Origin of the sequence: Faecalimonas umbilicata (assembly GCF_004346095.1) — a bacterium.
Lineage (GTDB): Bacteria > Bacillota > Clostridia > Lachnospirales > Lachnospiraceae > Faecalimonas > Faecalimonas umbilicata.
This window is the reverse complement of sequence record NZ_SLZV01000001.1, coordinates 70915-92200: the sequence shown is the minus strand read 5'-3', so window position 1 is coordinate 92200 and position 21286 is coordinate 70915. Positions and strand designations below refer to the sequence as shown.

Below are 21286 nucleotides of genomic sequence, written 5' to 3'. Positions count from 1 at the left end.
TAGGGTTCGCGCTTACTTCCGATGGAAAAAGGAGCTTCTTGACAGATGTGGGACATTGCCTGTAATCTGTAAATAAAAATAAAAAAACAGAAAGGAGTGCAGGAATGATCAAAACATATCGCTGGGCAGTGATTGGCTATGGTGCCATTGCAAATGAGATGGCGCAGACATTGGCAGAGCATGGCAGGATGTTCTATGGAGTGGCAGGGAGAAATCAAGAGCGGACAGCGGCATTTGCGGAGAAATATCAAATCCAAAAGATATATGGGAAGATTGAGGAGGTGTTTGCGGATGATCAGGTAGATATTGTCTATATTGCAACACCGCATAATACGCACATCCAATATTTGCGGGAGGCACTGAAAGCCGGGAAGCATGTGCTCTGTGAGAAAGCAGTCACATTGAATACAGAGGAACTGAAAGAAGCAAGACAACTTGCAGAGAAACAGGACGTAGTTTTAGCGGAGGCAATGACTATTTATCATATGCCACTTTATAAAAAGCTGCGGGAAGTAATTGCAGATGGGAAGCTCGGAAAACTGCAACTGATCCAGGTATCGTTTGGAAGCTATAAAGAGTATGATATGAGCAACCGCTTTTTTAATCCGGCGCTGGCAGGAGGAGCTTTGCTGGACATTGGTGTCTATGCCCTTGCATTTGCCAGGATATTTTTGTCTCAGGCGCCAGATCAGATTTTATCCAAGGTGAGGACTGCACCGAGTGGTGTTGACGAGCAGGTCGGAATTCTGATGGCAAATCCGGTAAACGAGATGGTTACAGTCACACTGACACTCCATGCAAAACAACCAAAAAGAGGGGTTGTGATCTTTGAGAAAGGGTATGTGGAAATCTATGATTATCCAAGGGCAGATCAGGCAGTGATCATTTATACCGAAGATGGCAGGAAGGAGATAGTCGCTTGCGGCAGAAAGGAAGAGGCACTGCTTTATGAGGTGGAAGATATGGAACAGGCGGTGTTAGGCGGAAAGAATGAGATGAATCTGTCTGATACTTCTGACGTGATGGACATTATGACAGAAATCAGGAGACATTGGAGAATTGTGTATTCGGAGGAAACAACAGAAACAGAATGTGAAATATAAAAAGAGCAGGAGGAAAACAGAGAGATGGACTACAGAAGATTTGGAAATACGATCATTGCACGGATGGATAAAGGAGAGGAAATTCTTGAGCAGGTAAAGGAAATTGCACTGAGAGAAAAAATAAGTCTTGCAAGTGTGCAGGCACTCGGCGCGGTTGACCAGTTTACGGTCGGCGTATTTAAGACAGAGGAAAAAGAATATCTGGCGAATGAATTTCAGGGAAGTTTTGAGATTGTGTCTCTGACTGGAACGATCAATACAATGCATGACGAGTTTTACTGCCACCTTCATATGAGTGCAGGAAATGAAAAGGGAGAAGTGTTTGGAGGACATTTAAATCGGGCAGTGATCAGCGCGACTTGTGAGATGGTGATCCATGTGATCGATGGGAAAGTCGATCGATATCATGATGAAGAGATCGGGCTGAATTTATTTCGGTTTTAAATAATTAGAACCAAAGACAGGTTTACGATTGTGATAAGAGTAGAAAGTGAATAGAGCAGCGCAGGCTGTCTGACTGAAAGATAAGAAAATATCGCATAGATATGCTTATCCAGTCAGAATTGCCTGCGCTGTTCTTTTATAGAAATTTCATATTTCCTTTATTGACAAATCCTAAATGAAATTTTACTATAAAATTATATTTACTGTGCAAATGCATAGGAAAATACACGGAAATGAATTGAAGGAGCTTGCAATGGAAAAGACGGCAACAGACCGCAGAACGGAGCGGACGAAGGCGAAAATATTAGAGGCACTTTTGGAACTATCGAAAGAGAAGAGTATCAATGAGATTTCCATCCGGGAGCTGACAGAGCGCGCCAAGATCCACAGAAACACATTCTATATTCATTATACAGATGTTTATGGGATTCTGGATGATCTGGAAAATCACATGTGTACTGTGGCAGCTGAGGCCACAGAGCAGTTTACTCCACAGCAGCTGCGGGAGAATGCAAGCGATGTGCTTGAGATTATTTTTTCATATTTGAAGGAGCGAAGAGAATATTGCATGCTGATGTTGGAGAACCGCACGCGTATTTCAGTCGGGCAGAAAGTGCTGGAATCAGTTTTTGAGAAATATCTGACTGCGTTTGAAGATTCCTGTGATCGTCAGGCATTTGCATTTCAGGTACAGTTTCGCTATTGTACGTCCGGGGTGATCGGAATTGTGATGTACTGGATTGAGCGGGGCTGTATGGAAAGCCCAAAGGAGATGGCGGAGCTTACCGGAAAGCTGATGACAAAAGGGCTGGAAGGCGCTATTTTGGAGGTGACTGTATGAAGAGACAGGAACCATTGATAGAAACGGAACCTCCTGTAGAAGTTGCCGATGGAAAAGAGCTGATGGAGAAGAAGCTTCGGGAGGAACTTCCACTTGCTGGTGTAAAGATAAGTGAAATTGTTGTGGAAGAGGAGAATTACGAAAGAATCGGGGCACGAAGGACCGTGTTTGAGAATTGCCGCTTTTTGGCGTGTGACATGGAACGCTGTGAGTTTTCTGATGTGATCTTTCGTAGATGTGACTTTTCAAATACAAACTTTCGACGCGGCTATTTTAAGAGGTGTCTGTTTGAAAACTGCAAAGGAGTTGGAGTGAAGATGACGGAATGTCTGATTTCCCATGTGAGATTTTCCGGATGTATGTTTTCCTATGCGAATCTGGATGGATCCAAGCTGGAATATCTGGAAGCGGCAGAGAGCAGTTTTCGTGCAGCAGGCATATCAGACTGCTTTTGCAGGGAGGTCCGGTGGGAGCATGTGGAATTAAGTGAAGTGAATTTCTTTAAGACTTCTCTGCGGAAGATGAATTTTACAACTTGTGAGATAGGAGGAATCCTGATTTCGGATGACAATTCTGAACTAGATGGGGCGGAAGTGAACTTGTTTCAGGCAGTGGAACTGTCAAAGCGGCTTGGGATTATCATAAAAGAAGAAGGGGCATAACATGAAGGATTTTGTAAAACTGGAAAATGTAAGAAAAATATATCAAATGGGAGAAGTCGAGATCCGAGCAGTGGATGGCATTGACTTTGAGATTGGAAAAGGCGAGTTTGTCGTGATCGTCGGCCCGAGTGGTGCGGGAAAGACAACGGTATTAAATATTCTTGGCGGTATGGATACGGCAACGAGCGGCAAAGTGCTTGTTGATGGAAATGATGTGGCACAGTACACAAACCGACAGTTGATCGGTTACCGCAGAGAGGATATTGGATTTGTCTTTCAGTTTTATAACCTTGTTCCGAATCTGACTGCGTTGGAAAATGTAGAATTGGCGCTTCAGATCTGTAAGGAACCGCTGGATGCAAAGACGGTACTTGAGGAAGTCGGGTTGGGAGAAAGATTAAATAATTTCCCGGCACAACTTTCCGGAGGGGAACAACAGCGGGTGTCGATCGCCCGGGCGCTGGCAAAAAATCCAAAGCTGCTTTTGTGTGATGAACCGACGGGAGCGCTTGATTACAATACCGGGAAGGCAATCTTGAAGTTGCTTCAGGATACTTGTAGAAATAAGGGGATGACCGTGATCGTTATCACACATAACTCTGCACTTGCGCCGATGGCAGATCGTGTGATCCATATTAAAAACGGCCGTGTGGAGAGTATGGAGATGAATGCACATCCGGTACCGGTAGAAACGATTGAATGGTAGGGAGACAGATGAAGAAACGAGCATTGAGAAAAGATTTTTATATGGAAATACGAAAGAGTCTGGGGCGCTTTTTGTCCATTTTCTTTATCGTGGCAATGGGTGTCGCGTTCTTTTCAGGAATCCGGGCATCTGAGCCGGATCTGCGCTATTCCGGGGATGCTTATTTTGATCGGAATCATTTGATGGATCTGAAGGTGATGGGAACGCTTGGGCTGACAGAGAATGATGTGCAAGCAATCCGGTCACTGGAAGGAGTGGCACAGGCAGAACCCGGCTACTCCGCAGATGTAATGGTTGAGCGTGATGGAAATCAGAAAGTACTTCATGTATCGTCGATTTTAGATTCGATGAACCAGTATACGGTGGAAGAAGGAAGAATGCCGAAAAAGGACGGAGAGTGTCTGATCGATCAAGATTTTATCCAGGGATCTGATTTAAAGGTCGGGGATGAGATCACGCTGATCAGTGGAACGAAGGATCCGGTTACAGATACGTTTACGAAGGAAACATTTCGGATTGTAGGTGCAGGAAGCAGTCCGGAGTATATTTCTTTTCACCGTGGAAGCAGTATGATCGGAAATGGAGAGGTCAGCGGTTTTCTTGCCGTGCCGAAGGAATCTTTTGTGACAGAAGCATACACAGAGTGTTACGTTTCAGTGGAGGGAGCAGAAGAGGAGACCGCATTTACAGAGGAATACGATCAGAAGGTGGAGAAGGTTGCAGAGCGGATTGAATCCATTGGAGAACGGCAGGGAGCGCTCCGCGCAGAGGAAATCCGTGAAGATGCCAAAGAAGAACTTTCCGATGCAAAAGCGGAATTGGAAGAAGGAAAGAAGAAAGCAGAGAAAGAACTTTCTGACGGAAAAGCAAAGATTACAGATGCTGAGGCGCAGTTACAAAATGCAAAAGAACAGCTGGAGAGTGGAAAACAAGCACTGGAAGCAGGAAGAAATGAACTTCTCGTGAGCCAGACGACAGTCGATGAAGCTTATGCACAGATTGCAGATGGACAGGCACAGCTTGCACAGGGGAAAGCAGAGTTTGCGGCGAAAGAAGAAGAATTCAGAAGTCAGTACGAGACAGGTATGGAACAGATCGCGGCCGGAGAGAAGCAGATTGCAACCGGACGCACAGAACTGGAAGCAAAGAAATCCGAGTACGAGGCAGGGAAAGCCGGATTAGATCAGATGAAGATCACGCTGGCAGAACTGCAGGCAGCGCTGGAAAATGGGATGATCCCAGAGGAACAGATTCCACAGACAGAGGCGCAGATTGGAGCGCTTCAGAAGACAATCGCACAATTGGAGCCGCAGTTAGCGCAGGCAGCAGACCAGATCGCGCAGGCAGAACAGGTGATTGTACAGAAGGAGCAGGAACTTTCGGCGGCTAGAACACAGTTGGAGGAAGGAAAGACTGCGATCGAAGCAGCAAGAGGACAGCTTACAGAAGCTGAAAATAATCTGTATGCCGGAGAAGCGCAGGCGGCAGAAGGACAGCGGCAGATTGATGCCGGATGGGAAGCAATCCATGCCGGGGAGGCTGAGCTTGCGGCAGGAGAAAATGAAATCGCAGTCAATGAAAAGAAACTTGCTGAGGCAAAAGAAGCATATGAAAATGGAAAAAAAGAAGCCGAAGCCGAGATTAAGGATGGAGAAAATAAGATCAAAGATGCAGAGCAGAAGATTGCGGATATTGAAGATGCCAAGTGGTATGTCAATGACAGAAGCACACTTTCTGACTATGTAGGATATGGAGATAACGCAGACCGTATGCGGGCGATCGGAGAAGTATTTCCGATACTATTCTTCATTGTGGCGGCATTGATCAGTCTGACAACGATGACGCGGATGGTTGAGGAACAGCGTACACAGATTGGAACGCTGAAAGCGCTTGGCTATGGGAAATTCAGTATTGCAGGGAAATATCTGAATTATGCGTTGATGGCAACGATCGGAGGAAGTATTTTCGGAGTATTGTTCGGAGAGAAAGTATTTCCGTATATTATTGTAACTGCATATAAGATCATTTATATACATATGCCGGATATTGTGATCCCCTACCATTGGGGATATGCGGCGATGGCAACAGGTGCGGCAGTGGTCTGCACAAGTGCGGCGACACTTCTTGCATGTTATAAAGAACTGGCATCCCAACCGGCAGTGTTGATGCGCCCACCGGCTCCGAAGCAGGGAAAACGAGTTTTCTTAGAGCGTATCACATTTATTTGGAGCAGATTAAGTTTCATATGGAAATCCACGATCCGGAATCTGATCCGATATAAAAAGCGATTCTTTATGACGGTCTTTGGAATCGGTGGATGTATGGCGCTGATGATCGTCGGATTCGGACTGCGGGATTCTATCTTTGATGTAGGAAGGATCCAATATCAGGAACTGAATTTATATGATGGGATGATTATCTTAAATACAGATGCAGATGAAAAGGATAAGGAATCACTGGAGCAGTATCTGCAAGGGGAGAAGGAGATCAGTCAGGCTTCAGAAGGATATTTAAAGAAAACAAATGTAGAGAAGGGAAAGATAAAGAAAGACGTATATCTGTATGTGCCGGAAGATTTAGAGAAAAATCAGGAATTTTTAGTCTACCGTGACAGAAAGACACAGGAAACATTTGAGCTTGGGGAGCGGGACGTCATTTTGACAGAAAAGATGGCAAAGACACTCGAGGTAAAGAAGGGCGATACGATTACAGTGAAAGGGGAAAATGGTGACAAAAAAGAACTGACGATCACAAATGTATGTGAAAATTATATGGAGCATTATCTTTATGTATCTCCTGAAATTTACAAAGAAATGTTTGGTGCACTTCCAAAAGCAAATAATATTTACTTTAAGATGAAAGAATTTGATGAGAAAAAGTTAAAGGAAATCGGAGAAAAAGTGCTCGAGGAGCGTGCGGCGCTCAATGTTTCCTATACTTATAATGTAGAGGAGCAAATGGATGAGATGCTGGAAAGTCTGGATATTGTCATCGTTGTGCTGATTATTTCTGCGGGGCTGTTAGCGTTTGTCGTGCTTTACAATCTGAATAACATCAACATTAATGAGCGGAAGCGGGAGCTTGCGACGATCAAAGTACTTGGATTTTATGATAATGAGGTTTCTGCCTATGTATACCGTGAAAATATTCTTCTGACACTGATTGGAACAGTTGTCGGAGTGATATTGGGCAGTATCCTTCACCGGTTCGTGATTACGACTGTTGAGATTGATACTGTGATGTTTGCAAGAACGATCAAAGGGATTAGTTTTCTGTACAGCGCACTGCTTACATGTGGATTCTCTGTTTTTGTAAATTGTGTGATGTATTTCAAACTGAAGAAGATCAATATGGTGGAATCATTAAAGAGTGTTGAATAGAAAGAAACAGAAGACGACGAGAATGTTATTGAAAAATTCAGACTACATTTAGAAAAAAGTGTCGGGGATGTCTCCGGGTATGGTATAATAAGTATCGTACCTGGGGATATTTTTGTTTTTCACAAAAGTGACACAAGTATTTGTTATGATGAGAAAAAACGAAGGAGCGAATGTTTGATGGATAAATTAAAAATATTGGTGGTGGATGATGAGAGCAGAATGAGAAAGCTTGTCAAAGATTTCCTGACAAGAAGTGGATACACGGTTGTCGAGGCAGCAGATGGTATGGAGGCGATGGATATTTTCTATGAGCAGAATGATATTGCACTGATCATTCTCGATGTGATGATGCCAAAGATGGATGGCTGGCAGGTGTGCCGGGAGGTGCGTATGCACTCGAAAGTACCGATCATCATGTTGACGGCCAGAGGAGAGGAGCGGGATGAGTTGCAAGGATTCGAACTTGGGGTAGACGAATATATTTCCAAGCCGTTTAGTCCAAAGATTCTTGTTGCGAGAGTTGAGGCTATTTTAAGAAGAACGAATGTATTTGCGGCAGATGAAGTTGTGGATGCAGGTGGCATTTCTGTGGATAAGGCAGCACACGAGGTGAAGATTGACGGAGTTCCGATAGATTTAAGTTACAAAGAGTTCGAACTGTTGGCATATTTTATTGAAAATCAGGGAATCGCACTTTCGAGAGAAAAGATTTTGAATAATGTATGGAATTACGATTATTTTGGGGATGCGAGAACGATCGATACACATGTCAAGAAGTTGAGAAATAAGCTGGGGGACAAAGGTGAGTACATTAAGACCATCTGGGGGATGGGGTACAAATTTGAGGTAGAGTAATGAGAGATTCGATCAAACGTCAGATTACTATTTTAAGTGTCGGGATAGTTGCATTTACTATGATCATCGCACTTTTGATCAATGGAAGATTCATGGAAGGTTATTACATTGCAAACAAGGAAGAGGACTTAAAAAATATGTACCAGATGTTAAATGAGTCTGTCGGAAGCAGTGTGATTTACACGGAGTCTTTGGAAGCTATGAAACGTCTTGCAGAGCGGGCAAATATATCTTTTATCGTGCGCGACCGATCAGGCAATCCGGTCATCGGTATGATGAAAGAGGGAGAGGATGAGCTGAACAGTCAGTTAAACGGCTATCTTCTTGATAAGCAGGACGGAAAGATCTTAGAGCAGACATCCTATTATGAAATACGGAAGGCGAAGGATATCAGAAGCAGAACAGAATATATTGAAATGTGGGGAAGTTTTGACAGTGGATACCATTTTCTGATTCGGACACCGCTTGACAGTATTCGGGAGGGAGCAAAACTTTCTACGAGATTTCTTGCGTATGTGGGCTGCATTATGATCGGAGTGAGCTGTATTCTCGTCTGGTATTTTTCCAGAAAGATCACAGATCCCATCATGGAGCTTGCTATGCTCTCACAGAAGATGGCAAATCTTGATTTCAATGCCAAATATACAAGCGGCGGTGACAATGAGATTGGGGTATTGGGAGACAGCTTTAACCGAATGTCGGAAAAACTGGAGCAGACAATCTCTCAGTTAAAGACCGCAAACTTTGAATTGCAAAAAGATATTGAACAGAAGGAAAAACAGGAAGAGCGCCGGAAAGAATTTATCGGAAATGTATCCCATGAGTTGAAGACACCAATTGCACTGATCCAGGGTTATGCAGAAGGACTGAAAGAAGGGATCCATGATGATCCGGAGAGCATGGAATTTTACTGTGACGTCATCATCGATGAGGCTAATAAGATGAACCAGATGGTAAAAAATCTGCTGACATTAAATCAGTTGGAATCCGGAGATGACGGATTGTCCATGACAAGATTTGATCTGGCAGGCTTAATCCGCGGAGTGCTGCAAAGCTGTGAGATTTTGATCCAGCAGGCTGAGGCGAAGGTGAGCCTGAAAATGCAAGAGACAATCTATGTATGGGCAGATGAATTTAAGACAGAGCAGGTGCTGCGAAATTATATCAGCAATGCAATCCACCATGTGGAGGGAGAGCGGATTATCGAGATCAAAGTAGAAGAAACAGGAGAGAAAGCACATATTTCTGTCTTCAATACCGGAAAATCGATTCCACAGGAAGATGTGGAACGGATCTGGGATAAGTTTTACAAAGTAGATAAAGCGCATTCGCGGGAGTACGGTGGAAATGGAATCGGACTTTCTATCGTGAAGGCGATTATGGAGTCCTTTCATCAAAAATTTGGGGTAGAAAATTATGACAATGGGGTAGCATTCTGGTTCGAGCTGGATATGAAATAACAGATACCGGCAGGAAAAAGGAAACAAAAGAAAAGTTAGGAAAAGCAGGAGGAAAAGAAGATGGCGGCAATTAGCGGAGCTTGGTTAGAAGCATTAAAAGGAGAGTTTAAGAAGCCATATTATAAGAAATTATTTGAGACAGTCAATCAGGAGTATCGGACGAGACAGATCTTTCCGCCTGCGGATGATGTGTTCAATGCATTTCATCTGACACCATTAAATGAAGTGAAAGTAGTCATTTTAGGGCAGGATCCATACCACAACGTAGGACAGGCACATGGACTTTGCTTCTCGGTGAAACCGGAAGTAGACATTCCACCGTCACTGGTGAATATTTATCAGGAACTGCATGATGATCTTGGATGTGAGATTCCAAATCATGGCTACCTTGTCAAATGGGCCAAACAGGGCGTATTGATGCTCAATACAGTTCTGACGGTGCGCGCTCATCAGGCAAATTCGCACCGGGGAATCGGCTGGGAAGAATTCACAGATGCAGCGATCCGGGTACTGAATGAGCAGGATCGGCCAATTGTATTTATCTTGTGGGGAAGACCGGCACAGACTAAGAAAGCAATGTTAAATAATCCGAAACACCTGATCTTGGAAGCGCCACATCCAAGTCCGCTCTCTGCCTACCGTGGTTTTTTCGGAAGCAGACCGTTTAGCCAGACAAATGCATTTTTAAAGGCAAACGGAGTGGAACCGGTTGACTGGCAGATTGATAAGATAGAGTGAACGATTGAAAAATAAAAGAAAAGAGAGGAAAGTGACTATGGAAAAGTATGATCTTCTGATTATCGGCGCCGGACCAGGGGGATATGTAGCGGCGCTTGAGGCAGCAAAACGGGGAATGAAGGTGCTTGTTGTAGATAAGAAAGAGGCAGGGGGAACTTGCGTAAACAGAGGGTGCATTCCGACAAAAGCATTGTTGCATGCCTCCACGATTTATAAAGATATGAAAGACTGTGAGAAATTCGGACTTTATGCCAAGGAAATCGGATTTGATTTGCAAAAATTATATCAATATAAAGAGGAATCTGTCGTAGAAATGCGGAAAGCAATCGAGGAAGAATTTTTAAGACTTGGTGTTACTTTTGTACAGGGAACTGCACAGGTTCAGGCAGATAAACGAGTGGTCGTAAAAATGGCACACATGCAGAAGCGTACCGTTGGCAGTGGACTGTCAGATGATGGAAAGAACCCGGCCGATATACCAGATACCGTTATCTATGAGGCAGATAAAATTCTAATTGCTTCCGGAGCAGCGCCGAGGAAACTTGGGCTTCCTGGGGAGGAGTTGTCGGAAGTAATGACGAGTGAAGAACTGCTTCAGGCGAAGGACAGATGTTATGACAGGCTGGTTGTTGTAGGAGGCGGTGTCATTGGACTGGAGATTGCCACTGTATTTCAGGCGCTCGGTTCAGAAGTGACAGTGATAGAATTGGGAGAGCGGCTGCTTCCGTCGATGGACATTGAGTTTGCTGAGGCTTTGGAGAAGATTCTTGTCGGGCGTGGAATCCATGTGTATAAGAAAAGTTTGATAGAGCGGTTCGAAAAAGAAGAGCATGGTGTAAGCTGTCATTTGATGTCCGAGGGGAAAAAGCAGATTCTTCCTGCGGATGCAGTACTGGTATCTGTGGGAAGGGAACCTTATACGGAAGAATTGTTTGCAGCAGACTTGAAGATTCGCATGGATCACGGCAAAGTGCTTGTCAATGAATTCTTCATGACAAATATCCCGGGCATCTACGCGATTGGAGATGTGATCGGAGGAGTTCAGCTTGCGCATGTCGCTTCCGCTCAGGCGAAATATGTTGTGGAGCGCATGAACAATTTAGAACCGTCAGTCATCTTATCCATCGTGCCAAGTTGTCTGTTTGTCTCCATGTCGATCATCCCAAACTGTCTGTATCTGAATCCGGAGATTGCAACGGTCGGACTGACTGAAGAAGAGGCAGAGAGGAAAGGCATCCCAGTGCGCTGTGGGCGTTACCGGATGGACGCAAATGGACAGACGATTTTATCAAAAGAGGAAGTGGGATTTATCAAAGTACTGTTTGCCGCAGACAGTGACGTACTGCTGGGCGCACAGATCATGTGTCAGCGGGCAACAGATATGATCGGGGAACTGGCGACAGCGATCGCCAACGGTCTGACATCCCGACAGCTAATGTATGCGATGCGTGCACATCCGACTTTTAATGAGGCAGTCTCAAAGGCGGTGGAAGACAGCAGGGAATAGAAAAAATCTGAAATAAAAGTTATTCAAAATCTTAAGAATATAAAGATAGAAATACAACCTCTAGAGTGAATTAGAAAGTACACGTTGCGAGGTTGTATTTTTTTGCTGTTTTTCCATTACATAGTTGGTCAGTAGGATTCCCTGTCGTTCGACTTGTTGCTCTCTTTTTACAACATATCCACGGTCCTCGAAAAATGGTCTTGCAGTGGTGGAGGCATGTGTGGTAACTGTCGCGCTTTCCACAGATGCTTCCAGTTTCTCGCAGAGTGCAGTGGCAATACCGATTCCCTGATAATCTTTGTGGACATAGAGACGGTCTAGGTAGCCGGAGGAATCAATATCGCCGAATCCAGCAATTGTTTCCCCATCGACAGCGACAAAGGATGTATGCGCGAGAAAAGACTTATTCCATGCAGCAAGATCTATGGAACCGGTCGCCCATACATCCATCTGCTGGCGGGAGGAGCCTTGTTGATTGTTGTTAAATATGCTACACTGACTGTAGCAGTTCTTAAAGAGAAAACCGTTCGATGTGCTGCTCATCAAGGCACTCTTTTGTACATTGACAAGATATGAGGTTGCAATACGAAATTCGTGTACTGCGTAAAATCTTAATCGTAAAGACATTATTACTGTATGGCATGGGAAGTTTAGTACCTGATACAGTTACAGATGAGCATATCTTATCCGTAAAGGGTGTTGTCAACCACCCTATGATGTAACGCCACTTTAGATAGCAATATCTTTTGGGGTTAAAAGTCGGAGACGTATGTCGTTCGTACGACTGGGCAGTTACAAGCCCATGACCTTTAGGTCGTGGGTAGTTGACAGAAAAGAATGCTGATTTCTTCACAGTCTTCGGGGTGTAAGGTCTGAGTGTTATATGGCTGAAATGGTTTGCTTGTAGTTGTGACATAGGCGTAGAACCTCTTGTATCTAATAGAATATTTTTTTGTATTGTAGCATGATGCAGTAGAGAATGAAATCATGCTACAGCAATCTCCTATTTTTTGAAGCATGTACTTTTTTAGCGGCCATGCATCTTTTTCCAGAAAAAGACGCCGGAGATTACTGAAGGAAGACCGACCCAAAGTGCTACCGCACATAATGTGACAGTCTCAAAATCCGGGACAGTCAGTGTGCAGCCCAGATAGAGAAGCACAATCGGGATGGACAGATCATGAAGTACACGATGAGATACATTCCAGGTATCTTCGTCGTGTACGGTCCATGGAAGTCGCAATCCGGTATGTCTGTTGAAGGGAAGTCTTGTCGATATCATGCCGGTAAAAAGGATAATGGCAGATACGAGCAGCATTGCAAAAAATTTCCCATCGGTATTGGAAAAAGGAAGGATGCCCATCTCGGACAAGACAAAGGTTACAATACAGACAGTAAGGACGCCAATATTAAAAAGGGTTGTAATTCGAACGGCACCGAGTTTTTTTACGGAGGTTGTCGTGCGGGTGAGCAGAGCAGTATTCCGGTACAGAATGATAACTGTTGTCAGAAGGCAGGCAAAGGTCAGTAAAACGGAAACAATAGTATTGTTGATGATCAGTGCAAAGAGCATAGAAAGCATCGAAAAAAAGAGAATCAGATTCCGTTTTTGCTCGGCGCGGGAAGAAAGACTCCGTTCCTGCACTTGTTTGGCAAGCTCTTCATTGAGGCGAGCAAGTTCTATAGCAAGAGTTTCTGCAGAGAGGGATTCTGAATGTGGTTGTTCGTCGGTCCCAAGCAGTTCTGCAACAGAAATTCCCAACACCTCTGCGAGACGGATCAGAAGTTCCGCATCCGGTACGGAGAGATTATTTTCCCACTTTGACACAGTCTGCCGGACAACATTCAGAGGGATTGCCAGTTCCTCCTGACTCATTTTCTTCTCTTTTCGATATTTTTTAATTTGATCTCCTAACATATCGAAGTCTCCTTTCACATGTAGATTGATGTTCCACTGCCAGTATAAAAATCAGGGGAAGAAAAGGCAAGCAACGCAAGTTAACATGGAGGTTTTATCGTGGAAACTTCCGTGTTCAGGCGATAGTAAGTGTCATTTATCTGCATAATTTCCCCAGGGCTGATCGTCAACTTGCTTCCGTCCAAGAAGAAAATATGGTAGTAAGTGACAGCACCGGAAGAGAGCGCTTCCTTGCGCGAAATCTCCTCGTGAAAACGGAGTTGATGCATCCAGTCAGTGAAGGCAGAAATTTCTTCTTTGGAAAGGTCCTGAGAGACAGAAGAATCTTTTCCACCGGTGATGGAAATCCGTTCAATTTGTTTGATGTCGGAAGTCTGGATTTTAGACAAATATTGTTCAGGAATTTTTGAAAAAGTAGTTGTATCTTCTTGTAGGGAGGAATTCTCAAACTGGCAGGCGGTTAGCGTAAGAAATAAAAATGCCAGAAGGAATGGAAGGAAAAAGAAGCGGGGAAAATTTTTAAAAACTCCAGCGGATATTTTTTGCATGGAAGATCACTCCTTTCGTATTATGAGGGAGAAGTATCATTGTCTGTTACGTTTTTTTGGTATTTCCAGAACTTTTCACCACAGTGCGGACAGCTGGAAGGAATCAGCAGATTACTACCGGGAAGGCGTACGCATCGAATCAGCTTTTTTACACACAGATCATAGAGGGCAGGATTCTGTACAGATCTCTGACTGACTAAAAATGTCCGCGGTGTGGTCAGAAACGGAAGTTCACCACCGCAATCCGGACATTTCCAAAAGCGATGATGCAGAGCATCTGAGGAATATAGCAAAGCAGCGCTGAAAATCAGAGAAAGCAGCAGAGCGATGGAAATGATAAACAGCAGAATCTTTGCCCAGTCGTGGTGTACTTGCCCGCCTTCTAGAAGAAGGAGGAATATGCCTGCTGCTGTAAGCACAAAGAAAGACCGTTCCAAAAACTTTCCCGTTGCTACAAGGCGGACACTTCGTGTATTTTGTTTGTTCAACTGTTCCTTCTGGAGCAAGACTGTCTGATTTTCGAGATAATCAGAATCATGTTGTTGTCTGGATGACAATGAGTACACCTCCTTAGTGCTGGATGATAAATAATCAGATGAAGAGTGAAAGGAAAATCGGTATAAAAAGCAGAATAGAACTTTAATTATAAATAGTCACAAGATTGCGGCTATTTTTAGAACCTTCAATTCGGAAAGCTTACAAAGCTGTCTCCATCACAACAATATCATAAAGCTCTTCTTCTGTGACAACTCCGGTCGGATCCAGTCCGTTCTTTTTCCAAAACTGTTCTGCCTGTTTATTTCCCTTTACATAACCGAGGCGCACAGAAGAAAAGGACTGTTTCAAATAAGAAAATACTTCGGAAATAATCTGTGAGCCAATTCCACAGCCTTGATTTTTGGCATTTACCATAAAAAATCCGATAAAAGCAGTTTCTTCATTCGGGTACTGTAAGATCAGATCCATAACAGCAATAAGAGTATCTCCATCGAAAAATCCAATATAATACTTGTCATCCACTGTCTTTTGAGGTGGAAGCGCCGTCATGTCTTCTTGAAGGGAAGAAAGACTGGCATTAGGAGGACAGTGTCGGTAATATTGAGGATTTTGCTCGCAGAGAGTTAGCAGCCGGGGAAGGTCTTGTTCCGTCAATTTTCTTACCGCGTAAGAATGAGAAAGATTTTGAGGATTCATAGAGTGCTCCTTTCCTTTTCTAAGAAATCAATCAGTAGGTGTGTGAAAAGATTTTGTCACCGGTTCTGTAATGGAAGAGGGACAAAATACCTTGTGTACTGTATCATTCATATTTCGCATAATGACTTGCCTGAATTCCACTCTACTGCGTTGTCGTCAATCGACGATGCCACCGCATCGCCTCATTCCTCCGCCTTGCAGACTGAAAATTCATTCTGTGTCATTATGCTGAAAGTGAATGAGACAGTACACTTGCATTAGATATAGAAATATCATATCATACACACCGTATAAATCAAATGACAATATCGTCTATTCCTATAAAAATCATGTTTGTTTACAAAGACGATCAGATATACATTTTCACAATGTGTCATCCATAACTTCCCGGTCAGACAGTAGAAAAAGGATGACGAGAAACTGTGCAAATGCTATAATGTCTTCATATAGATAAGATATTTCAATCATAAAGAAAACGGAACTTCCTGATAAACAGATAAGGAGATCAAGTGATATGATAATGTTTGGATTGCTTTGCATGGCAGCTTCATTATTCCCCTTATGCTTGAAGTATAGAGTTGTCTTGAATGGAGAACGATGCAAGGGAAAGATCACAGGCATTGTGGAGCAAAAATGTGGTTACACAGTGGGAGGTGCTGCTGTTAAGAAACACGCCTATCGAATAAAAATCGGTCAAAAGCAGTACTATACAGCGCATGGATGCCTGATTTTACCTTTGGGAAGGAAAAAGATTGGAAAAGAGATTTGGGTATTCAAGAATGAAAAATATGGCCGGGAAGTGTTCCAATGCAGCGATATTCGACTGGAACTTCTTTCCGGGCTTTTCTTATTAGTGGCCGTGTTTTCGTTTTCAATGGAGATGATTCAATGACATTTTTTGAACAGATGGTTCCCGCACTTTCGGTACTGCTGGAAAAAAATGAAAACTTACACATAGACAGAGGTGGATTTCAAAGCTCAGTTTTGGTACAATAAATCTAAATGTAGTAAATGAGCAATTGTTTATTGGAGGAGAGAAGCATATGAAGTTAAGTAATTCGTATTTTTATACACTGCGGGAAAATGTAAAAGAAGAAGATAGTACAAGTGGAAATTTATTAGTGCGGGCAGGAATGATCAAAAAGAGCAGCAGCGGAATTTATATGATCATGCCGATGGGAAAACGTGTTCTGAAAAAGATTGAGGAAATCGTGCGGGAAGAAATGGATGCTGCAGGAGCGCAGGAACTGTTGATGCCGGCTATGATCCCAGAAGAAATTTATGAGAAAAGTGGACGTAGAGAGGCGTTTGGTTCCAACATGTTTGCGCTGAAAGACCGTTATCAGAAGAACTATGTTCTCGGTCCGACTCATGAAGAATTATTTACGATGGCAGCTATGATGAAGGGAAGTTCCTATAAGGATTTTCCTTATAATCTGTATCAGATTCAGACGAAATTCCGAGATGAAACAAGACCTCGTTATGGTTTGATCCGTGTGCGTGAGTTTATTATGAAGGATGCCTATTCATTTGATATTGATGAAGCAGGTCTCCATGAATCTTATATGAAAATGTTCCATGCCTATCAGAATATCATGGAGCGCTGTAAGTTAAATTACAAGATTGTAAAAGCAGATACAGGAGCGATGGGTGGCTCTTTATCCGAGGAATTTCAGGCAATTACAGATATCGGTGAAGATGTGATCGTCACCTGCGACGGCTGTGATTTCTCAAGCAATTTAGAAATTACAGAGGTGATTGATGCGAGCGAGCCGTCAGATGCAGAGGAACAGGTGATGGAGGTTGTGGAAACACCGAATGCACGCACGATGGAAGAAGTCGCTGCATTTTTCCATAAGTCTGTAAATGAATTTGTGAAGACACTGATCTATACGGTAGATGGAAAAACAATGGCATTTCTCTTAAAGGGAAATCGGGAATTGAATGAAACAAAAGTGTTGAAGCTTCTAAAGGCAAATGAAATGGAACTTGCGCCGTTTGAGGAAGTGGAACGTGTTACACATGCAAAAGTTGGATTTGCGGGACCGGTTGGTTTAGAGTGTCCGATCGTTATGGACCGTGAGGTCACAAACATGAAGAACTTTATCGTTGGAGCAAATAAAACAGATCACCATATTGTTAATGTAAATCTGAAGGATTTTGAGGTGGAGATTGTTGCGGATATCGCACAGGTGCATGAGGGAGATGTCTGTCCGGTTTGCGGAAAGCCATTAAAATTCTGTAAGGGAATCGAAGTTGGAAATACGTTCAAGCTGGGAACAAAATATGCAAAGACACTCGGATTGGAATATCAAGATGTGGATAATAAACTTCATCCGGTGGAAATGGGCTGTTATGGTTTTGGTTTGGAACGCTGTATGGCGGCAATTGTAGAGCAGCACAATGACGAGGCTGGAATTATCTGGCCGGCAAGTGTAGCGCCGTTTGAGGTTGCAGTGGTCGTTGTATCCAGCAAAGATGAAGAGCAGATGCGTATTGGAAGTGAATTGTATGAGGCATTGAAAAAAGAAGGCATTGATGTACTTCTGGATGATCGAAAAGAACGTCCGGGTGTAAAATTCAAAGATATGGAACTGATCGGGATCCCATATCGCATTACTGTCGGAAGAGGTATTCAAGAGGGGAAGGTAGAATTCCGTGCCAGAACAGCAGCAGAGAATCGTGAGATTGCCTTGGATGAAGTGATAAAACTGGTAAAAGAAGAATTACAGAAATAAATTTGAAGAAATCAGATGAGGGACAAGCAGTTAGTTTTCGGATTAGCTGCTTTTCTTATGGTTTTTGACCGACAGTTTCTGTCAGTCATGTGTAAAACGAAAAGATAAAATAAAAAATAGGAGATAAGCCTTGACAAAATGATTGAAAAATGTTTATATGAACATATGAACAGTTATTCATATGTTTAGGAGGTGCTTACGCATGAAAATAGAGGAAAGAACAAAAAAAGACAGAGAGACAGAGCTGACAGAATCTGTTGACAAAGAGATTCATGAACACTGTGGCTGTGGGGAACATCATCATGAGCATACACATTCCCACCATGAGCATGGGAAAGCTTGTGGCTGCGGAGGAGATCATCATGATCACGAGCATACGCATTCCCACCATGAGCATGGAAAAGCTTGTGGCTGCGGAGGAGATCATCATAATTACGAGCATACACATTCCCACCATGAGCATGGGAAAACTTGTGGCTGTGAAGGACATCACCACGCACATTCCCACCAGAACAAGGAGAATGAGGATAACAAAGAAAAGTCTATTTCATCACATAGAAAGGGTAGAATACAGACGTATCTGCTTGATAATCTTGGATGAGCGAACTGTGCTTCCAAGATGGAAGCAAGGATACAGGCGCTGCCTGAGGTGAAAGAGGCGACAATCACATTTACGACAAATCAGCTTCAAGTGGTCACGGAAGGTGACAAGGACCTGCTGGAGGAATTTCAGAAGATCTGTGCTGCGATTGAGTCTGAAGTGATTGTAAAAAGGAAGGTATCGGTAAATAAGAAAGAAGAAAAGAAAAAGAGGGAGCAGGAACAGCAGGAAAAGAAAAGAGAACAGAAACGGGAACGCATAGAAATTGTAGCAGGAGCGGGATTGTTTCTTGCGGGAATTTTGTTGAAGGACAAATACGAATTATTTTCTACCATCTTATTTGTGAGTTCTTATTTGACGCTTGGATGGGAGATTCTGCTTACTGCGGGAAAAAATATTTGTAAGGGAAGAATGCTCGATGAAAATTTCCTGATGAGTATTGCAACACTTGGTGCATTTGCAATCCAGGAATATGCAGAAGCAGTCGGTGTCATGCTGTTTTACCGGATTGGAGAGATGTTTGAGCATATTGCTGTGGAAAAGAGCCGTGGACAGATCATGAGCGCGGTTGATTTAAGACCGGAAGTAGTCAGCCGGGAACAGAATGGGGTGACAGAAGTCATTCCGGCAGAGCAGGCACAAGTCGGAGATCTTTTGATCGTGCGGCCGGGAGATCGTATTCCGCTGGATGGTACAGTAATAGATGGTGAGAGCAGGATCGATACTTCACCGGTAACCGGGGAACCAGTTCCGGTCAAAGTTGAGAAAGGAGATTCTTTAGTATCTGGATGTGTCAACACATCAGGTTTGTTGAAGATGCGTGTAGAAAAGGTATTGGAGGATTCCATGGTGACAAGAATTCTGGATTCTGTAGAACATGCAGCTGCTAGCAAGCCGAAAATTGATAAGTTTATCACAAGATTTGCAAGAGTCTATACGCCGTTTGTTGTGGCGCTTGCTCTTGCGACGGCGATTCTTCCATCACTTGTCACTGGAAACTGGAGCTACTGGGTGTATACGGCGCTGACTTTCTTAGTTATTAGTTGTCCATGTGCGCTTGTACTGAGTGTGCCACTTGCCTTTTTCTCTGGAATCGGAGCAGGATCTAAGAGAGGAATCTTATTCAAAGGTGGTGTTGCAATTGAGGCGCTGCAAGGAGTAAAGACCGTTGTCATGGATAAGACGGGAACAATCACAGAAGGAAATTTTGTTGTGCAGAAATGTGTGGCAAATGAAATGGAAGAGGAAGAATTACTCCGTCTTGCCGCAGTCTGTGAGAAGAATTCCACTCATCCGATTGGAACAAGCATTCTTTTGGCAGCAGAAGAGAGAAAGGTGTCTGTTCCTGATCCGGAACGGATCACAGAAATTTCTGGAAAAGGAATTGAGGCAGTTTTGGATGGCAGACAGATTCTCTGTGGAAATCAGAAGCTGATGGAACAGTATCAGGTAGATTTGACAAATGGTCCAAAGGGGTCATATGGAACGGAAGTACTTGTTGCAGTTGATGGAGAATTTGCGGGATTTCTTGTGATCTCTGATACGATTAAAAAAGATGCTGTCTCGGCGGTACAGGAACTGAAACGGCAGAAAATACGCACTGCAATGCTGACCGGAGATGCAAAAGAAAGCGCGGAAGCAGTAGCAGAGCAGACAGGCATTGATGAAGTGCATGCAAGACTTCTGCCAGAAGAAAAGTTAGGTGAGCTGACAAAAATCCGAGAGCAGAATGGTTCGGTAATGTTTGTCGGGGACGGAATCAATGACGCACCAGTACTTGCAGGAGCGGATGTCGGAGCAGCGATGGGAAGCGGAGCCGATGCAGCTATTGAAGCTGCTGATGTGGTGTTTATGACTTCTTCGATGGAGGCAATTCCGGCATCGCTGGAGATTGCGCGAAGTACAAACCGTATTGCGAAGCAGAACGTTCTGTTTGCATTGGCAATTAAGGTCGTTGTTATGGTGCTTGGGCTGGCAGGATTTGCGGATATGTGGCTGGCTGTGTTTGCGGATACAGGAGTTGCAATGCTCTGTGTACTAAACTCCATCCGTATTTTATATAAGAAAAAATAGAAATATATCAGGAGGAAGTGATGCGAAGTGGAAATCCATGGAAGCAGCACTTCCTTTTCTGTGAAATGTAAGAAAAGTATTGACAAACAAAATCAAAGTGAACGATAATGAAACAGAAATGAAGGAGATAGATATCATTATGAAGAAAATAGAGGAAGCGGAAGTGGAGCAGTGCGAGCTAAAACATGTGCACGAGAAGACGGTGGAAAAAGTGAAAAAGGATATGCCTGTGGAAGATGAACTGCAGGATCTTGCAGATTTTTTTAAAGTCTTTGGAGATCTGACAAGAGTAAAAATGCTTTATGTGCTATTTCAGTCAGAGATGTGTGTCTGTGATCTTGCTCAGGTACTTCAGATGACACCGTCTGCAATTTCGCATCAGCTGCGTGTTTTGAAGCAGATGAAGCTTGTGACAAACAGAAGAGAAGGAAAAACCGTGTTCTATTCGCTGGCGGACAGCCATATCAAAACCATTATGAATCAGGGAATGGAACATATTCGTGAGTAAGAGGAGAGCG

At 43.5% G+C, this 21286-nt stretch carries 19 protein-coding genes and 1 pseudogene; 15 read left to right on the top strand and 5 right to left on the bottom strand.

From position 1 onward, the window contains the following. Window positions 1-101: 101 nt before the first annotated feature. The 10 genes and pseudogenes from EDD74_RS00450 to lpdA all read left to right on the top strand — a co-directional run. Window positions 102-1103: pseudogene (locus tag EDD74_RS00450) on the top strand (Gfo/Idh/MocA family protein); the annotation flags it as partial. Window positions 1104-1127: 24 nt separating this feature from the next. Next, entirely contained in the window at window positions 1128-1547 is a 420-nt protein-coding gene (locus tag EDD74_RS00445; RefSeq protein ID WP_008977422.1) for a PPC domain-containing DNA-binding protein, read from the top strand. A 253-nt stretch (window positions 1548-1800) separates the two neighbouring features. Continuing rightward, window positions 1801-2388 (top strand): TetR/AcrR family transcriptional regulator, encoded by a 588-nt coding sequence (locus EDD74_RS00440; protein ID WP_116441171.1) that lies wholly within the window; start codon window positions 1801-1803, stop codon window positions 2386-2388. Further along, window positions 2385-3050: a pentapeptide repeat-containing protein gene (locus EDD74_RS00435; protein WP_008977420.1), complete on the top strand. Its 666-nt coding sequence runs from the start codon at window positions 2385-2387 to the stop codon at window positions 3048-3050. Before EDD74_RS00440 ends, EDD74_RS00435 begins: the two co-directional genes overlap by 4 nt. A gap of 1 nt (window position 3051) precedes the next feature. After that, on the top strand, window positions 3052-3756 hold the full coding sequence (locus tag EDD74_RS00430) for an ABC transporter ATP-binding protein (RefSeq protein WP_008977419.1): 705 nt from the start codon (window positions 3052-3054) through the stop codon (window positions 3754-3756). Between the two features lie 8 nt (window positions 3757-3764). Beyond that, window positions 3765-7136 (top strand): FtsX-like permease family protein, encoded by a 3372-nt coding sequence (locus tag EDD74_RS00425; RefSeq protein ID WP_116441401.1) that lies wholly within the window; start codon window positions 3765-3767, stop codon window positions 7134-7136. Window positions 7137-7313: 177 nt separating this feature from the next. After that, a complete protein-coding gene (locus EDD74_RS00420; protein ID WP_008977417.1) occupies window positions 7314-7991 on the top strand; it encodes a response regulator transcription factor in 678 nt (225 codons plus the stop codon). Further along, window positions 7991-9451 (top strand): sensor histidine kinase, encoded by a 1461-nt coding sequence (locus EDD74_RS00415; RefSeq protein ID WP_008977416.1) that lies wholly within the window; start codon window positions 7991-7993, stop codon window positions 9449-9451. Before EDD74_RS00420 ends, EDD74_RS00415 begins: the two co-directional genes overlap by 1 nt. Window positions 9452-9511: 60 nt before the next feature. Then, entirely contained in the window at window positions 9512-10189 is a 678-nt protein-coding gene (locus tag EDD74_RS00410; protein WP_008977415.1) for a uracil-DNA glycosylase, read from the top strand. A 37-nt stretch (window positions 10190-10226) separates the two neighbouring features. Continuing rightward, a complete protein-coding gene (gene lpdA, locus EDD74_RS00405) occupies window positions 10227-11696 on the top strand; it encodes a dihydrolipoyl dehydrogenase (protein WP_116441172.1) in 1470 nt (489 codons plus the stop codon). Window positions 11697-11756: 60 nt separating this feature from the next. On the opposite strand, the gene EDD74_RS00400 is transcribed toward lpdA, so the two are convergent. The 5 genes from EDD74_RS00400 to EDD74_RS00380 form a co-directional block, all read right to left on the bottom strand. Next, window positions 11757-12239 carry a GNAT family N-acetyltransferase gene (locus tag EDD74_RS00400; RefSeq protein ID WP_116441173.1) on the bottom strand — a complete coding sequence of 161 codons (483 nt, stop codon included), beginning with the start codon at window positions 12237-12239 and terminating at the stop codon, window positions 11757-11759. A 484-nt stretch (window positions 12240-12723) separates the two neighbouring features. Beyond that, window positions 12724-13614, bottom strand: coding sequence for an XRE family transcriptional regulator (locus EDD74_RS00395; RefSeq protein WP_116441174.1), 891 nt, complete (start codon window positions 13612-13614; stop codon window positions 12724-12726). An 80-nt stretch (window positions 13615-13694) separates the two neighbouring features. Then, entirely contained in the window at window positions 13695-14162 is a 468-nt protein-coding gene (locus EDD74_RS00390; RefSeq protein WP_116441175.1) for a hypothetical protein, read from the bottom strand. Window positions 14163-14182: 20 nt separating this feature from the next. Then, window positions 14183-14728, bottom strand: coding sequence for a hypothetical protein (locus tag EDD74_RS00385; protein WP_243116166.1), 546 nt, complete (start codon window positions 14726-14728; stop codon window positions 14183-14185). A 130-nt stretch (window positions 14729-14858) separates the two neighbouring features. Then, entirely contained in the window at window positions 14859-15356 is a 498-nt protein-coding gene (locus EDD74_RS00380; RefSeq protein WP_116441177.1) for a GNAT family N-acetyltransferase, read from the bottom strand. 514 nt (window positions 15357-15870) lie between these two features. Between EDD74_RS00380 and EDD74_RS00370 the strand changes: the two genes are divergently transcribed. The 5 genes from EDD74_RS00370 to EDD74_RS00350 all read left to right on the top strand — a co-directional run bounded on the left by EDD74_RS00370 (window position 15871) and on the right by EDD74_RS00350 (window position 21276). Beyond that, a complete protein-coding gene (locus tag EDD74_RS00370; protein ID WP_116441178.1) occupies window positions 15871-16248 on the top strand; it encodes a hypothetical protein in 378 nt (125 codons plus the stop codon). Window positions 16249-16399: 151 nt separating this feature from the next. Next, the gene (locus tag EDD74_RS00365; protein WP_116441179.1) at window positions 16400-18094 is read left to right on the top strand and encodes a proline--tRNA ligase; all 1695 of its coding nucleotides are present in this window, start codon (window positions 16400-16402) and stop codon (window positions 18092-18094) included. A gap of 202 nt (window positions 18095-18296) precedes the next feature. Beyond that, on the top strand, window positions 18297-18695 hold the full coding sequence (locus tag EDD74_RS15670; RefSeq protein WP_116441180.1) for a hypothetical protein: 399 nt from the start codon (window positions 18297-18299) through the stop codon (window positions 18693-18695). A gap of 18 nt (window positions 18696-18713) precedes the next feature. After that, window positions 18714-20768, top strand: a complete 2055-nt coding sequence (locus EDD74_RS00355) for a heavy metal translocating P-type ATPase (protein WP_116441181.1) — start codon at window positions 18714-18716, stop codon at window positions 20766-20768. Between the two features lie 139 nt (window positions 20769-20907). Beyond that, on the top strand, window positions 20908-21276 hold the full coding sequence (locus EDD74_RS00350; protein WP_116441402.1) for an ArsR/SmtB family transcription factor: 369 nt from the start codon (window positions 20908-20910) through the stop codon (window positions 21274-21276). Window positions 21277-21286 lie beyond the last annotated feature (10 nt).